This is a genomic window from Eubacteriaceae bacterium ES3, assembly GCA_030586155.1.
Taxonomy (GTDB): domain Bacteria; phylum Bacillota; class Clostridia; order Eubacteriales; family Eubacteriaceae; genus Acetobacterium.
This window is the reverse complement of record CP130741.1, coordinates 81,510-97,543: the sequence shown is the minus strand read 5'-3', so window position 1 is coordinate 97,543 and position 16,034 is coordinate 81,510. Positions and strand designations below refer to the sequence as shown.

8 protein-coding genes and 4 rRNA genes are annotated in these 16,034 nt (G+C 40.8%); 3 read left to right on the top strand and 9 right to left on the bottom strand.

Annotation, left to right across the window (positions count from 1 at the left end):
- Positions 1–2: 2 nt before the first annotated feature.
- Genes Q5O24_00430 through Q5O24_00420 form a run of 3 tightly spaced genes read right to left on the bottom strand, consistent with a single transcriptional unit; the run spans position 3 to position 4,436 of the window.
- The gene (locus Q5O24_00430) at positions 3–815 is read right to left on the bottom strand and encodes an acetoacetate decarboxylase family protein (protein WKY47826.1); all 813 of its coding nucleotides are present in this window, start codon (positions 813–815) and stop codon (positions 3–5) included.
- A 19-nt stretch (positions 816–834) separates the two neighbouring features.
- Positions 835–1,860: a glycyl-radical enzyme activating protein gene (locus Q5O24_00425; GenBank protein ID WKY47825.1), complete on the bottom strand. Its 1,026-nt coding sequence runs from the start codon at positions 1,858–1,860 to the stop codon at positions 835–837.
- Positions 1,861–1,904: 44 nt separating this feature from the next.
- Positions 1,905–4,436: a pyruvate formate lyase family protein gene (locus Q5O24_00420; protein ID WKY47824.1), complete on the bottom strand. Its 2,532-nt coding sequence runs from the start codon at positions 4,434–4,436 to the stop codon at positions 1,905–1,907.
- A 272-nt stretch (positions 4,437–4,708) separates the two neighbouring features.
- Between Q5O24_00420 and Q5O24_00415 the strand changes: the two genes are divergently transcribed.
- Positions 4,709–5,587 (top strand): LysR family transcriptional regulator, encoded by an 879-nt coding sequence (locus Q5O24_00415; protein ID WKY47823.1) that lies wholly within the window; start codon positions 4,709–4,711, stop codon positions 5,585–5,587.
- A 347-nt stretch (positions 5,588–5,934) separates the two neighbouring features.
- On the opposite strand, the gene rrf (Q5O24_00410) is transcribed toward Q5O24_00415, so the two are convergent.
- The 6 genes from rrf (Q5O24_00410) to rrf (Q5O24_00385) form a co-directional block, all read right to left on the bottom strand.
- Positions 5,935–6,051: ribosomal RNA gene (rrf, locus tag Q5O24_00410) — 5S ribosomal RNA — on the bottom strand.
- Between the two features lie 69 nt (positions 6,052–6,120).
- Positions 6,121–8,984: ribosomal RNA gene (locus tag Q5O24_00405) — 23S ribosomal RNA — on the bottom strand.
- Between the two features lie 237 nt (positions 8,985–9,221).
- Positions 9,222–10,744, bottom strand: a 16S ribosomal RNA gene (locus Q5O24_00400).
- The 16S, 23S and 5S rRNA genes sit together here, the layout of an rRNA operon.
- A gap of 499 nt (positions 10,745–11,243) precedes the next feature.
- Entirely contained in the window at positions 11,244–12,311 is a 1,068-nt protein-coding gene (locus Q5O24_00395; protein ID WKY47822.1) for a hypothetical protein, read from the bottom strand.
- Positions 12,312–12,528: 217 nt separating this feature from the next.
- Positions 12,529–13,326 carry a DUF4391 domain-containing protein gene (locus Q5O24_00390; protein ID WKY47821.1) on the bottom strand — a complete coding sequence of 266 codons (798 nt, stop codon included), beginning with the start codon at positions 13,324–13,326 and terminating at the stop codon, positions 12,529–12,531.
- A gap of 627 nt (positions 13,327–13,953) precedes the next feature.
- A 5S ribosomal RNA gene (gene rrf, locus Q5O24_00385) occupies positions 13,954–14,070 on the bottom strand.
- 256 nt (positions 14,071–14,326) lie between these two features.
- On the opposite strand from rrf (Q5O24_00385), the gene Q5O24_00380 reads away from it, so the two are divergent.
- Both Q5O24_00380 and Q5O24_00375 read left to right on the top strand, forming a co-directional pair.
- Entirely contained in the window at positions 14,327–15,160 is an 834-nt protein-coding gene (locus tag Q5O24_00380) for a YhjD/YihY/BrkB family envelope integrity protein (GenBank protein WKY47820.1), read from the top strand.
- Positions 15,157–16,023 carry a YihY/virulence factor BrkB family protein gene (locus tag Q5O24_00375; protein WKY47819.1) on the top strand — a complete coding sequence of 289 codons (867 nt, stop codon included), beginning with the start codon at positions 15,157–15,159 and terminating at the stop codon, positions 16,021–16,023. The genes Q5O24_00380 and Q5O24_00375 overlap by 4 nt, the downstream gene beginning before the upstream one ends.
- Positions 16,024–16,034: the final 11 nt, after the last annotated feature.

Below are 16,034 nucleotides of genomic sequence, written 5' to 3'. Positions count from 1 at the left end.
AATTACTTAATTAAATGACTTTGATCGTGACGGCTGGCAAATTGATATTGAGCAATCTCCAGTGCATCAACTTCTTCAATCGTTTTAAAAGCTTGCATAATCACTTCATCATGTTTCATGTAAGCACCGCCAAGTGGTGCTAAAACTGGTAGTTCAGCAAATGGATCATCATTAGAAGATGAAACTTTTATTTCTAAGCTAGCTGGTTTCCACTCATTATTCTTCGTTTCCATTATTAAGTTATTAATTTTGCCATCTGAGAATTCACAGTGGCCTGCTTCAGTTTGTATTGTGTTATAAGTAATAAAGAACGAGTTACTTGGATAAGTGGCACCTTCAGGAGCAAAGAATGCACCTACACTAGGATCGTCGTAAGCACCAAGCTCTAATTTAAGGTCTATCAAAGTAACACCTTTACGAACAACTTTGCCGACTACAGTATTTCCTTCTTTTTTGAATGAAATTTCATCGGCGTATTTTTTAGGAATACCGTCAAATTCACGTCCTAAAGTCGTACCGTCAAAAGCACCAGGACCTTCTAACAATAATGAGAAGGCGTATAGACCGACAGTTTCACCATGTACCGCCGGGACACCTAATGCAAATTCCATATATCTCTCACCAAAGTTTGGTTTTTCGATATTAACGATATAACCAATAACTACCGGAGCTGCAATATTAAGTTGTGGTGGAACTACTTTTCTAAGAGCCTCTGGATCTGTTGCATAAGCGAAATAAACGCCTTCCTGTTCGTCAATATGCGGTACATTGAAAATATTTTTCAATTCTTCTTTACTTGTAAAAAAACTAGCCATAATTTTCTCCTTTTATCTATTAAAATATTTGAATTTTGTTAAAAGACATATCAGATGTACTGCCAGATACGGCGTTTACACCATATGACTTAAACATTTCAACAATTCTTACATTCTTATCTTCTGCTTCTTCAATATTTACAGAATCCACTTCGTCTTCCATTGGATACTTCATACTAAGAGATTTATATTTTTCTTCACCTAATCTTCTAAACCGTAATAATTGTAAAAGCTTGACTTTATTGCCCAATTCATCAACAATGAATTTTGCGGTATTTTCCATATTTTCCATATCATCGTTATGATTTGGTACGACTGGGATTCTTATAATAACCGGCTTATCAGCATCAATCACTTTTTTAATATTCGAAAGTGTTAGTTCATTGCCTATGCCAGTATATTCTTTATGCTTTTCGCTATTCATATGCTTAATATCAGAAATAAATAAGTCTGTGTATGGTATTATTTCATCAACAACTTCTGGTTTACAGTGTAGTGCAGTTTCTACACAAGTATGAATACGTTCATTTTTACAAGCTTTTAACGTCTCTAAGACAAACTCCCATTGAACCAAAGCTTCTCCACCAGAAAAAGTTACACCACCGCCAGATTTTTTATAGATATTTTTATCTGGCCGTATTTTCTCCATAACTTCTTCAACCGACATTTTTTTGCCCCAGAATTGTAAGGCATTTGAAGGACATACTTTTGCACATTCCATGCAATCATCGCAATTATTTTTATCTATCTCAACGACAAAATCACCTTCAACCACAAGAGCATCTTTTGCGTGACAAACCTTGAGACAATCTCCACATTTACTTATCCCGATACATCTAGTAGAATATAGCCCTATTTCCTGAGAAGCTTTAAAACTCTCAGGATTGCTACACCATTTACAACGATATGGACAGCCTTTCATGAATACTTCGGTTCGGATTCCTGGTCCGTCATGGACTGTAAAAGTTTGGATATTAAAAATTGTACCGGATTTCAATTCATTAGTACTTTGCCCCAAAATCTGCCCCTCTCTTTCCTTTGTCATGAACTACAATACTTTATGCATTGTAGTTCATATTGATGTGAATCTTATAAACTTAATTCGGTTCTACCGATTAAGTCGTTTTGTAAGTGCACGTTTAATTCTGTAAAGTAAGCACTATATCCAGCAACACGAACTAGTAAATCTTTATATTCTTCAGGATTTTCTTGTGCATCTAATAATACTTCTCTGCCTATAATATTAAACTGACCGTGCATTACTTTGGTATCAACAATTTCATCTAATAAAGTAATTAAGTTATTACGTCCATTTTCACCTTCCAGGCTTGAAGGCGTCAATTTCCAGTTCATTAAAGTTCCGTTAGTAGCCCTGACATGATCCAGTTTAGCTAATGAGTGTAACATGTTTGTCGGTCCGGTAATGTCATGACTACCAGAAATATTATGACAAGCACCTAAACAGTCAGCAATTGGTTCACCAGCTTTACGTCCATCAGGCGTTGCGCCTAAAAACAATCCAAGTGGTACATTAGAAGAAACAGTATACATACCTGGCAAGAATTTTCCGCCATGTCCGTTTGGTTTATCTTCAACATGTGAACAATATGTATTAAACGCCATTTCAGCATATTTATCTGCGTATTGATCATTATTACCGTAGTGAGGAACTTTATCACTATTTACTTTAGCATATAATTTGTCATAGCCTTCCCAATTTTTGTTTAAAGCATCGACAAATTCTTCCCCAGTAACTTCTTTATCTTCAAAAACAAGTTTTTCGATAGCAGATAATGAATCAGCGATGTTACCAACACCAGCACCCTGAGGACCAGTGAAGTTATAAATTGCGCCCCCAGCAGAAACGTCTAAACCTTTTTCAATACAACCATCCATAACTAATGACAAGAATGGAAGTGGTTTAAGTTCTTGATGCGCTTTATCTAATTTGTTAAGCATGGATAAAATATGACCTGTCCAGTATTCCATCTGTTTATCAAAAGAAGTGATAATTTCATCCATTGATTTGAAATCTCTTAAGCTACCGGTATCAATACTTAATGTTTCACCAACGCCAGCACATTTTCCAAATCGAGGACATGCATCGCTGCATCCAAAACATCTACCATTGTTAAGTGCCATTTCCAAAATTTTGATTGAACTTACATAAGCTGCATCATGCCAACCGTATTCTCTACCAGCAGCGTCCGGTTCAACACAACCCAAAACGTTGTAATCTCTAGAATCTTGTAAGGTTCTACCTGCTAAAAGTGATGCTGGAATCGCAACTTCATCATTGAATACTTTGGGTTGACCAGTACCAATTCTTAAAACATTCGCTAATTTTATCTTGAAATCTTCTGGTGTTTTAGCATGAAGTCTTACTGCAATCCAAGGGGTTACTATTCTAACATGTGCATAAGCGTTTAATACCATGAATGACATTTCATTTGTAGCATCTTTGCCATAAATGTCAACACCACCAATCGTTAAGCTTTCACCACCCATACCTCTACCGGCAGCAGCAAGTGTAGTACCCGCGTCTCTGAGTTTAGTTGGGGTCAAGCATTTAACAAAAGTCATTTCTAAAAGTTCTTGCATTTCATCTTTTGTTAAAACGCCGTTTTCCAAATCTTTTTGGTAGAATGGAAACATATACTGGTCAAAACGGCCATAAGACATGGAGCTGTTTGCTTCGATCAAAGTGAAGTTAGTTGTAAAAACCCATAATTGTAATGCTTCCCAGAAAGTTCTAGGAGGATTAGTAGAAACCCAAGCGCAGTTTTCAGAAATTTTCAATAACTCGGCTTTCCTCTTCTCATCAGATTCCTTTTCAGCCATATCTTTAGCTAATTTAGAATATCTGTTCATAAATTCGATTGCAGCATCAACTGTGATCAGCAAACTTTTATAGAAATTGTCTTTATATTCGTCTTCAACACCAGTTGCCTTGTGTGCTTCATAAGCATCAACAACGGTCTTTCTGATACCGCCATAGCCTTGTTCAAAAACTCTTTCGTATCTGGCAACAGTGTGACAAACCCCAGCATTTAAGAACATTCCTGGTAAATAACCACATTTACCTTCTAAGTGAGAAAATCCCAACTCTTCAGGAGACATTCTTGAAATTGTCAGTTCTTCAACGGTATTGTTATTCCAGTAGTCAGCAATACTTAATAAGTCCTCTTGAACTTTTTTAGTCGCATAATATTGATTATCCGCTCTTTGGTCCCAGGGAGCGTTATTGATTTCATCTGGAATCCAACGATAGCTATATTCAGGATAGATTGGTGAAGCTTTTAAAGGTGCCGCTATCTCACCAATTATTAATTCATCCGGGTAGATGTGAATATCAACATTCTTTAGAATATGTGCATACGATTCAGCAATAATAAGTTGTTGCGGTTTACCCTCATTCATTTTGCATGCTTCTGTCATCAGTAACGCTCTTTGAGAGTCTACTGTAAATTCAGTATCAAGTACGAATTTTTTGTATCTGTTAACTCTTTCAAATGGTGAAAGGTCATCACCCATTGATGTAGAACCTACACCCCAAACTTTGTCGACTGGTTCATTTGCCTCAGGTTTTGCATTAATTAATTTACTTTTAATATTAGACATAAAAAGACCTCCTACAATATTAGTATTTTTAATTTAAATTGCCACCTATGAAATGCATTTCAATGTTTTCGATGAGGTCATTATATGTCTAAACTTTAACAATGTAAAACAACAAGGCGATGTGTCGATACAATACCTCGTTGTATTCTTGCTCTTTTAATTACACATCTATTCCAAGTGATTTACAATTTAAGGCAATTATGATAGTATTTAACAATTACTCATATTATCGCGTTTTGGCAAACTTAACTATCTTTTTAGGAGCATTATTTATGAACATACAATTAGCATACTCATTTATAACTTTATGTCAGTATAAAAATATTTCACTCGCCTGTAACTATCTAAATATTTCTCAGCAAGGGCTTAGTAAACAAATTAAAACGCTTGAAGATGAATTAAATGTTTCTCTTTTCATTCGAAGCCGTGTAGGTGTCGAGCTTACCGACTACGCTAAAAAGCTTGAACCCTTATTTTACGATATTGTTGATAGCTATGAAAATATTATTCAGATTGTTAGTTCTCCCATTTCGGCAGAATTAAATGAAGTAATAGTAGGTATCGCCCAAGGCGTCACCTCTGCTATTGGCTTAGATTTTGTTGCCGATTTTAACAAGGAATACTCTGATATAAGACTAAAACTCGTAGAACTGTACGATGATCCATGTGAACAGGCGCTTATTACCGGTGAATTGGATTTTGCATTTTTAGTAAATCCTGTCTACACTTCAAGATTAGAAATGCTCCACATTTACGAGGCTTCTGCTTGTGCGATTATAAGCAAAGACCACCCATATGCTAAAACTAAAACAGAATTATATCTTAAAGACCTGGATAATCAGCCAATTATGATTGTGGATAAAAACTATGTATTAAGACGTGAATTTGATGAAAAATGCAAAGAAATTGGTTGTAGCCCAAATATCCATTTTACGACCAGCAATATTGCCAGCTATATAAATTTACCAAACGATATTCCTTCTATCTCGATTGGTGCAAGTTTTTTTGAACAGTACATCAGCACAGAAAATTGTACTATTGTACCTCTTTTAGATGCACCTACTTACAATGTTTATTTTTGCACTGCGAAAACGTTTAAAAGTGAAAATTATCATGATAAATTTAGCAGCTTTATTAAAAAATATTTTTAACATTAATAAGCTTCGATAAGCTTCGATAAGAGTCTTCTTATAAAAAAGAACTAAATGACAAACACGCTTGTTAGACTATCCGGCAAACCAGCAAATGAATCCGTGCACTCGTTACGCGCAGCACGCACTCGTCGCGGGCTTCGCCCTATAATCCCTTTTAACATACTGCAGTGAAACAACGGGCCATGCGGCACTCGGTTCCGCTAATGCTCCACCTCGTCGCGTCAGTCGCCAGATGGCTCCTTCCTTCTAAAGAATAAAAAAAGAACTTAAAAACAAACACGCTTGTTTTTAAGTTCTTTTTCTATTTTTTAGAGCCGCATGGCTCGTTGTTTCACGAAAAAAAAGCCCCGCAACGTCCTATCCTCCCAGGCAGTCACCCACCAAGTACTTTCGGCGCTAGAGGACTTTACTTCTGTGTTCGGTATGGGAACAGGTGTGACCCCTCTGCTATCGTTACGGAGCAAATTAGCTTATTTATTTTTCTTTCCAGTGACATGGTCACTCGAAACAGCACAGTGTATAAATTCTTTTGGATCAAGACCTCGGCTGATTAGTACTGGTCCGCTCCATATGTTGCCATACTTCCACTTCCAGCCTATCGACCTGGTCGTCTACCAGGAGCCTTAACCTTGCGGTGAGATATCTTATCTTGAGGGGGGCTTCGTGCTTAGATGCCTTCAGCACTTATCCCTTCCAAACTTAGCTACCCAGCTATGCCCCTGGCGGGACAACTGGTGCACCAGTGGTTTGTCCATTCCGGTCCTCTCGTACTAGGAACAGCTCCTCTCAAATATCTAACGCCCACGACGGATAGGGACCGAACTGTCTCACGACGTTCTGAACCCAGCTCGCGTGCCTCTTTAATGGGCGAACAGCCCAACCCTTGGGACCTGCTTCAGCCCCAGGATGAGACGAGCCGACATCGAGGTGCCAAACCTCCCCGTCGATGTGGACTCTTGGGGGAGATAAGCCTGTTATCCCCGAGGTAGCTTTTATCCGTTGAGCGATGGCCCTTCCACTCGGTACCACCGGATCACTAAGCCCGACTTTCGTCCCTGCTCGAGATGTCTCTCTCGCAGTCAATCACCCTTTTGCCTTTGCACTCTAACAGATGGTTTCCAACCATCCTGAGGGTAACTTTGGGCGCCTCCGATACATTTTTGGAGGCGACCGCCCCAGTCAAACTGCCCATCTGACACGGTCCAATGTCCGGATTACGGACACTTGTTAGAATTCCAATAGTACAAGGGTGGTATCCCAACAGCGGCTCCTTCGAGACTGGCGTCCCAAACTCAATGCCTCCCACCTATCCTGTACGTCTACTACCAGAATCCAATGCCAGATTGCAGTAAAGCTCTACGGGGTCTTTCCGTCCTGTCGCGGGTAACTCGCATCTTCACGAGTACTACAATTTCACCGGGTGTGTTGTCGAGACAGCGCTCAAATCGTTACGCCTTTCGTGCGGGTCAGAACTTACCTGACAAGGAATTTCGCTACCTTAGGACCGTTATAGTTACGGCCGCCGTTTACTGGGGCTTAAATTCGCACCTTCGCGTTACCGCTAAGCACTCCTCTTAACCTTCCAGCACCGGGCAGGCGTCAGCCCCTATACGTCATCTTTCGATTTAGCAGAGACCTGTGTTTTTGCTAAACAGTCGCTTGAGCCTCTTCTCTGCGGCCCCCCTAAAGGGGCACTCCTTCTCCCGAAGTTACGGAGTCATTTTGCCGAGTTCCTTAACAACACTTCTCCCGCTCATCTTAGGATTCTCTCCTCGCCTACCTGTGTCGGTTTACGGTACGGGCACCTTCTCTCTCAATAGAAGCTTTTCTCGACAGCGTGAAATCAGCGACTTCCCTACTTGTTTTTCGTTCCCCATCACGCCTCAGCCTTATAACAAAGGGGATTTGCCTCCTCTGTAAGCCTCGACGCTTGGCCCGGCTCTTCCAATCGCCGGGTTCGCTTATCCTTCTGTGTCACTCCATCTCTCAAACAATTAAAGGTGGTACAGGAATTTCAACCTGTTGTCCATCGCCTACGCTAACCAGCCTCGGCTTAGGCCCCGACTTACCCTGAGCGGACGAGCCTTCCTCAGGAAACCTTGGGCTTTCGATGGTGAAGATTCTCACTTCACTTTCGCTACTCATGCCAACATTCTCTCTTGTCTGAAGTCCACCTATCCTTACGAATAAGCTTCGCCCCGCAGACATTGCTCCCCTACCACTATGGTAGTACCATAATCCATCGCTTCGGTGCCAGATTTTAGCCCCGTTTATTTTCGGCGCACAACCACTCGACCAGTGAGCTATTACGCACTCTTTAAATGTATGGCTGCTTCTAAGCCAACATCCTGGTTGTTTATGCAGTTGCACATCCTTTCCCACTTAATCTGGACTTCGGGACCTTAGCGGATGGTCTGGGCTGTTTCCCTTTCGACTATGAAACTTATCTCCCATAGTCTGACTGCCGTATATAAGTGTATGGCATTCGGAGTTTGATATGGTTCAGTAAGCTCTACGCCCCCTAGCCAATTCAGTGCTCTACCTCCATCACTCTCTCTACAACGCTAGCCCTAAAGCTATTTCGGGGAGAACCAGCTATCTCCGTGTTCGATTGGAATTTCACCCCTATCCACAACTCATCCAAGCCTTTTTCAACAGACACTGGTTCGGACCTCCACTTGGTTTTACCCAAGCTTCATCCTGGTCATGGATAGATCACACGGTTTCGGGTCTACGGCATACAACTAGTCGCCCTGTTAAGACTCGGTTTCCCTGCGGCTCCGTGCCTGAAGCACTTAACCTTGCTGCATACCGTAACTCGTTGGCCCGTTCTACAAAAAGCACACCGTCACTTGCGCTCCGGCTGCTTGTAGGCACAGGGTTTCAGTTTCTATTTCACTCCCCTTCCGGGGTTCTTTTCACCTTTCCCTCACGGTACTGTTCGCTATCGGTCACTCAGTAGTATTTAGCCTTGGGGGGTGGGCCCCCCATATTCCCACAGGGTTTCACGTGTCCCGTGGTACTCGTCGATTACCCACTCCTATTCCTTTCGCCTACGGGGATCTCACCCTCTTCGTCCGGCCTTCCCAGGCCGTTCGGCTAAAAATAGAAATTTGTTGTAATCCGGGCTCTTCCTCTTTCGCTCGCCGCTACTCAAGGAATCGATGTTTCTTTCTTTTCCTCCGGGTAATGAGATGTTTCAGTTCCCCGGGTTCCCTCCATGAACCTATGTATTCAGTCCATGGTGACTGACCTTCTGTCAGCCGGGTTTCCCCATTCGGATATCTGCGCTTCAACGGTTATGTGCACCTTCACGCAGCTTTTCGCAGCTTGTCGCGTCCTTCATCGGCTCTGAGTGCCAAGGCATCCGCCCTGTGCCCTTCATTTCTTGATCCTTAACTACTGACAGTAGAACTTCGTCAATAGTCTTGTAGTCCCTAAAGACTACGATCCTTTAAACTTACGTTTTTCATGTTGTTACATCTGAAATTGTATGTTTTCTTTATACACTATGCTGTTTTCAATGACCATGCGCTTAAAAAATGCACCCGAAGATGCTTTCTTTAAACTTTTTTGTATAACCATAGGTCATACAAAAGAAAATAGTACCATGACTCCCTGTTTTCCTTAGAAAGGAGGTGATCCAGCCGCACCTTCCGATACGGCTACCTTGTTACGACTTCACCCCAATTACTGACCCCACCTTCGGCAGCTGGTTCCTTGCGGTTACCTCACTGACTTCGGGTGTTGCCAACTCTCGTGGTGTGACGGGCGGTGTGTACAAGACCCGGGAACGCATTCACCGCGGCATTCTGATCCGCGATTACTAGCAACTCCAACTTCATGCAGGCGAGTTGCAGCCTGCAATCCGAACTGAGATCTGTTTTAAGGGATTAGCTTCACCTCGCGGCTTCGCAGCCCTCTGTTCAGACCATTGTAGCACGTGTGTAGCCCAGGTCATAAGGGGCATGATGATTTGACGTCGTCCCCACCTTCCTCCGTGTTATCCACGGCAGTCTGCTTAGAGTGCCCAACTTAATGATGGCAACTAACCACAGGGGTTGCGCTCGTTGCGGGACTTAACCCAACATCTCACGACACGAGCTGACGACAACCATGCACCACCTGTCTCTCTGTCCCCGAAGGGAAAGTCCTATCTCTAGGATTGTCAGAGGATGTCAAGACCTGGTAAGGTTCTTCGCGTTGCTTCGAATTAAACCACATGCTCCGCTGCTTGTGCGGGTCCCCGTCAATTCCTTTGAGTTTCAACCTTGCGGTCGTACTCCCCAGGCGGAGTGCTTATTGTGTTAACTGCGGCACTGAGTTCCCCCAACACCTAGCACTCATCGTTTACGGCGTGGACTACCAGGGTATCTAATCCTGTTTGCTCCCCACGCTTTCGCACCTCAGCGTCAGTATTTGTCCAGCAAGCCGCCTTCGCCACTGGTGTTCCTCCTAATCTCTACGCATTTCACCGCTACACTAGGAATTCCACTTGCCTCTCCAATACTCAAGTTCTCCAGTTTCAAATGCATTTCCCCGGTTGAGCCGGGACCTTTCACATCTGACTTAAAAAACCGCCTGCGTGCCCTTTACGCCCAGTAAATCCGGACAACGCTTGTCCCCTACGTATTACCGCGGCTGCTGGCACGTAGTTAGCCGGGACTTTCTCCTTGGGTACCGTCTTTGTTCTTCCCCAATAACAGAACTTTACGATCCGAAGACCTTCTTCATTCACGCGGTATTGCTGCGTCAGGGTTTCCCCCATTGCGCAATATTCCCCACTGCTGCCTCCCGTAGGAGTCTGGACCGTGTCTCAGTTCCAGTGTGACCGTTCGCCCTCTCAGACCGGTTACCCATCGTCGTCTTGGTGAGCCGTTACCTCACCAACTAACTAATGGGACGCGGGTCCATCCTATGGCACCGGAGTTTTGATGCAAAAGCCATGCGACTTCTGCATATTATAAGGCATTACACCCAGTTTCCCGAGGCTATTCCTTTCCATAGGGCAGGTTACCCACGCGTTACTCACCCGTTCGCCACTTTCCGATTAATCTCTCACCCGAAGGCTCAATCATAATCTTCTCGTTCGACTTGCATGTGTTAAGCATACCGCCAGCGTTCGTCCTGAGCCAGGATCAAACTCTCTATAAAAAGTTTGTAAAGCCTTTCGGCTTAAGCTCATTTTTAACGTGATTTCACGTGTTGACATTTTTTAAAGAGTGCCGCTCTTATTGTTGTTGACCTAAGTCAACTGATTTACAGGTTTTATGGTACTATTCTCTTTTCTATGACCCTGCGTAAACGTTTAAGTTTCCGCCGCCTCTCTTAAGAAGCTTTTCTATTATATCGTCTTTACTTTATACTGTCAAGCACTTTTTAATTTTTCTTTTTCACAAGTTTCTTAATCCGTGCTGCTGTCTCACGAGACAACTTCATTAGTATACGCTCTTTACCTTCCACTGTCAAGACTTTTTTAAAATTATTTTCGCGGTTTTTTGCAACATCTGTTTGCGACTTTTCAAACAGCCTAAAACACTACATAATCTGCCCTATCGGCTAATCTAAACCACGCTACTTAAATCATTCCCAAAATAATTCCTCTTTATTAGTCTTCATTTTTCACTGTTCACCTATATTAACCGATTATTTTTCATACAACTTCTTCAGGCTGCACCGGCAACCAGAAGTAAGCTGCATAATACTCATAATCATTGCCATATACTTCAACGTAAACCCATACTTCCTGACTCTCATTATATAACCCAAAACTTTCCTGTGCACCAGTACAGGTTTCCCCTATTGCGATTTCCTCGGGGTAGGTCATATCAAGAACTGAATAATATTCGCCCCATTCATCATTTTCATCAAGGACATAAAAATTAATATAAGAAATATATAAGTCCATCGTATCTTTTTCATGACCCAAATTACTATAGTCATAAGTTAGGATAAGAACCTGTTCCGGATCAAACTCAGCATATTCATTTCTATACGAAGTCTCATTAGCCGCTGTGAATGTAATTGAGAAGTCATTTTCTACAGTCCAGGTTTGCCCTAATTCATAAACATCGACCGTTTCTTCCTCAGCCTCTTCTTCATACTGATAATAATCTGAATACTCGTCAGTCACGCTTTCTTCATCCTGCATTACTGAAACAAGGACCGCTGATATAACGATCGTGAGCAGCACACCTGTAAAGAAAAAGGCTAAAACAACTCTTCTCGCAGTTTTCCTGTATTTCATCTCTCCTAGCTGATATGATTCTTTTGCTTCTGACTTCTGTTGTTTTGTTTGTTGCTGATATTTTTCCCTGCTTCTATTTTTTCTTTCCCGACTTTTTTTCTCATACCAGTTTAGATCGAGAGCTTCTGATTCCATCCCCAGTCCAGTGAAGAAAAAAAGACCACCAACCAGTCCAGAAATTACGGCCACTGAAATAGTCAACATTGTTCTCTGCGCAAAAACAAGCGTTACTAATGCAGCTGCAAAATAAAAATAAGCTGTCGCCAGATTAATTCTTCGCTGATCATTCTGACTAGCTGTTAAGCCCATCGTACCGGCAATCAAAAAAAGCATTAATCCTATCAGCCAGCCAAAGGCCGAAATATTTACCGGATCAACTGATAGATTCAGGCCATCTAACGTCATGGAGCGATAAAGAAACATAAAGGAAAGAAACATTACAATCATACTCAATATTAGCTTTATGGTCTTCATTTTAACCTCCTTATTTTATAGTCTTCTATATTATACCCAAAAACGCGTTCAATAACTCAGTGCTTCACCAATAAATAAAACTTCAAATAAAAAAACCGGACAACCACTGTTATCCGGCCATAAGCCCATACTACTAAGAGCGTCTTATAAATCGTCATCAATCATTAAGATATATTTTTGGAATTATCCAATCAGAAAAGTTTTTGTCTATAAACCCTTAATGATATGAATGTCCCCTACTTCTAAATATATTAAAACGCATAGAATTTATGTATTCTGTATGTGCGATCGCTTCCACGGGATCCGCGAACAAATGATTTTCATTATTAGTCTCTTCTGCCAAACCAGAACTTTTTTCTAACTCTACAAGTTCCTCTTTCAGTAATTTAATCTTCATCGAAAGGTTTACGGTTTGGCCAAAATCTTTTGATTCTATTAATTGTTCCTCTAGCGTGCTAATCCTGGCCTTCAAATTTTCAGACCGGTTTTCCAAGTCATCCCTTGTGTTTTTCATCGTATAAGCAATTGTCGGCTCAACGGGATTTGCTGCGATTTCCATTGAAAAATTGGTCTTAAGGTCACTACTGACTTGTCTGAGAAAATTCAAGTAGATCTGATCCAGGTCATATCCGTCAACTTCAACCTCTAACTCCATATATGGTTGCCAGCTGCTTTGATAATAGTTCCCCTGTTCCGATACATCCTTACACCACAACTGGGCCCATTCCTCGTAGCGAATAATGAAAACTGCATATTCTGACACTTCCCGATGAATCATTTGAATAATTTGAGGATTCAGTGCCTGCCGTCGAACCAGGACATCAACAACATCAATATGTTTGACATGCTCACCGCGAAGAACAAATGTTGTTTCAGCATTCAGTTCGCTGACCACAGAAATTTTCTCGACCTCATCGTTAAAAGTCTTTCTTAAACTTTCAGTAATATTTAATGAACTAAGCACCCGTCCGTGGGGAATAATTCGTCTGACCAAGCTTTTGTCTGGAAACTTCATTCTGGCACCTCCTCTTTTAGTTGTCATCATCATTTTCCTGGATGTTTTCTATTAATATTATCGGTAAAATTCACCGATTATTTAGTTGTTCCTCTACAAAATTAAGATTCTATAATTTACACCGTCGCTTCGAGTCATCGCAAGTTTTACTCTATAAAAAAACAGCGGGAGTCATATTGCTAAGTGAACAAAATCTGAAAACTTCTAAATTATACAGACAAAACTACGGGCTATCCGGCACTCGGTTCCGTTTCACCCCACCTCGTCGCGTCAGTTGCCTTATGGCTCCTTCCTTCTAAAAAATAAAAAAATACCTAAAAACAAGCGAGTTTGTAAATTACAGAGTCGAGAAATGAATCCGTGCACTTGTTACGCTTCGCTGCACTCGTCGCGTCAGTCGCCTTATGGCTCCTTCCTTCTAAAAAATAAAAAAATACCTAAAAAAGCAAACTCGCTTGGAATTGACAAAGTCGAAAAATAAAGCCGTGCACTCGTTACGCTAACGCTACACTCGTCGCGGGCTTCGCCCTATGATAAAAATAGAGAGCCAATATTGACTTCTAAGCAAGCTTAAATCAATATTGGCTCTCTATTTTTATCGCACGGCTTTATTTTTCACGCAAAAATGTCCCGCAACGTCCTATCCTCCCAGGCAGTCACCCACCAAGTACTTTCGGCGCTAGAGGACTTTACTACTGTGTTCGGTATGGGAACAGGTGTGACCCCTCTGCTATCGTTACGAGACTAGATAAGTATATTTCATTCGAAGTCTAATGTCAAGCATTTTTTTAAACTTTTACCGGTAAACGCATCCCGCTATATTTAGCGCCTTTTCTGTATAGTCCTAATCCAATTTTATCCGAATTACTCTCAGTTATAATTGTCCGCAAACTGATAATTAGGGTTAAAACTAAAATATCCCTTCAACTCATGTTTAAATATTTTTTTATCTATGCTATACTTTTTTTATTAAAAAAGAACTTTATTGTGGGAGCTAATCATGATGAGATTGAAAGAATTTACCCTGTTTATCCTAACTCACAGCAAAGAATCCAACATCATCAATCTTTCAGCCCAGATGTCGTATCGAATACTAATGGCCTTTATTCCATTTTTAATGCTCCTGTATAACTTCATCAACATCTTTTCACAAACAGTCAACACTGCCCTGTATGCAGACTTCACTTTTCTTTTCCCAGAATCATTTTATAACTATTTTGAGTTTGCCCAGGAAAATTCTGTTAAAGTCACCGACTCCGGCAACAGTAACCTGATCATCCTATTTTTTATTCTGACAGTTTCCATTTCCGCTTCCTACTCCTTGATCAATATCCTGAACAGAATTTTTAAGGATTATGAAAAGCGTGAACTCATCGCTTTATGGATTCAAGCAACTATTTATTTCTTTTTATTTTTGGCCATTATTCTTTTAATGCTGATCATTTATCTGGTTGGCGAGTATTTAATCTATTATCTGTCACTTTGGTTTAATTTTTCAAGTTTCTCAACTATACTATTTAATCTGTTCACGATTATTTACTTTTTTATTGTGTCAGCGATCATCCTGACTTTGATCTATATGTTTGCCCCCAAAAAAAGACTAAAGCTCAATCATTCATATCCTGGCGCGGTATTTGTCAGCTTTTTCTGGGTCATTCTGTTTATGATTTACCGCTTTTTAATCCATTCCAATGTGGATTTTACAAACTTTTTTACCGACCTTCAAGGCCCATTTATTCTGATGTTCGAAATTTATCTAATCGCTTTTGTCCTTAATTTAGGGGCTGTTGTCAATTTATATTTTATGAAACTGTATAAAAGGAGACGCAGATGATCACCAAGCTTCTTGAGTCCAAACCGGCAAAACTTGTTTTTTTCCTGATGAACGACTTTGAAAAAACCGATTTCCCTGGGACCTGCACCCAAATGGCGTTTTTTCTGCTCTTATCCTTTTTTCCATTGCTGGTTTTTCTGATTTCTTTTGTTGGTCGTTTTATCGAAACCTTTGAAGACTATTTATTTGATATTCTCCGCACCTTTTTACCTGAGCTTTCCTATGAATATGTAACGAATTTATTGGAAACTATGACCCAATACAATGACTCTTCCAAATACTTTCTGATTTTTCTGGCCTTCTTTTTTGCTACTTTTGCCGTTCGAGCCATCATGATCGGTTTAAATCAAACCTATGATCAGGTGGAATCCAGAAGCATTCTAAAAATTTGGACCTTATCCTTTATTTTTACAATTCTGCTGGCTATTGCTATCCTCCTGGTTCTCATCGCCTATTTTATAAGTGTCGATCTGGGACAGTTTATTTTAACCAGTCTAGGACTTTCTGCCTATCAGACCAACCTGATTCAAATAGGTGCCGTAATCTTTTCCTGGATTGTCGCAATCCTTTTGCTCAACTTCATTTTCACCAAAGCCCCTTCTCAGAGTCTGCATTTTAAATCCGGATTACCTGGGTCAATATTTGCTTTTCTCGGGTTAAATATCGCCTTCCGGATTTTCACTTTTTTCATCAATAATTCCAGCCGTTATAGTTCACTCTATGGAAATTTAGGTGGACTGTTTGCCTTGCTGGTTGCCCTTTATTTTATCAGTATTGTTATTAATTTAGGCGGGAAGGTTAATCTTTACTGGTCTTTTTACCAAAAAAAACAATTAAAAAACTTAATTTGGGGTAATCAATAAAGGATTTCTTA

What these genes read in the sequence shown, in the direction of transcription:
- Q5O24_00380 (WKY47820.1), top strand. Translation starts at nt 14,327, where the DNA reads ATGATGAGATTGAAAGAATTTACCCTGTTTATCCTAACTCACAGCAAA.
- Q5O24_00395 (WKY47822.1), bottom strand. Translation starts at nt 12,311, where the DNA reads ATGAAGACCATAAAGCTAATATTGAGTATGATTGTAATGTTTCTTTCC.
- Q5O24_00420 (WKY47824.1), bottom strand. Translation starts at nt 4,436, where the DNA reads ATGTCTAATATTAAAAGTAAATTAATTAATGCAAAACCTGAGGCAAAT.
- Q5O24_00430 (WKY47826.1), bottom strand. Translation starts at nt 815, where the DNA reads ATGGCTAGTTTTTTTACAAGTAAAGAAGAATTGAAAAATATTTTCAAT.
- Q5O24_00375 (WKY47819.1), top strand. Translation starts at nt 15,157, where the DNA reads ATGATCACCAAGCTTCTTGAGTCCAAACCGGCAAAACTTGTTTTTTTC.
- Q5O24_00425 (WKY47825.1), bottom strand. Translation starts at nt 1,860, where the DNA reads ATGACAAAGGAAAGAGAGGGGCAGATTTTGGGGCAAAGTACTAATGAA.
- Q5O24_00390 (WKY47821.1), bottom strand. Translation starts at nt 13,326, where the DNA reads ATGAAGTTTCCAGACAAAAGCTTGGTCAGACGAATTATTCCCCACGGA.
- Q5O24_00415 (WKY47823.1), top strand. Translation starts at nt 4,709, where the DNA reads ATGAACATACAATTAGCATACTCATTTATAACTTTATGTCAGTATAAA.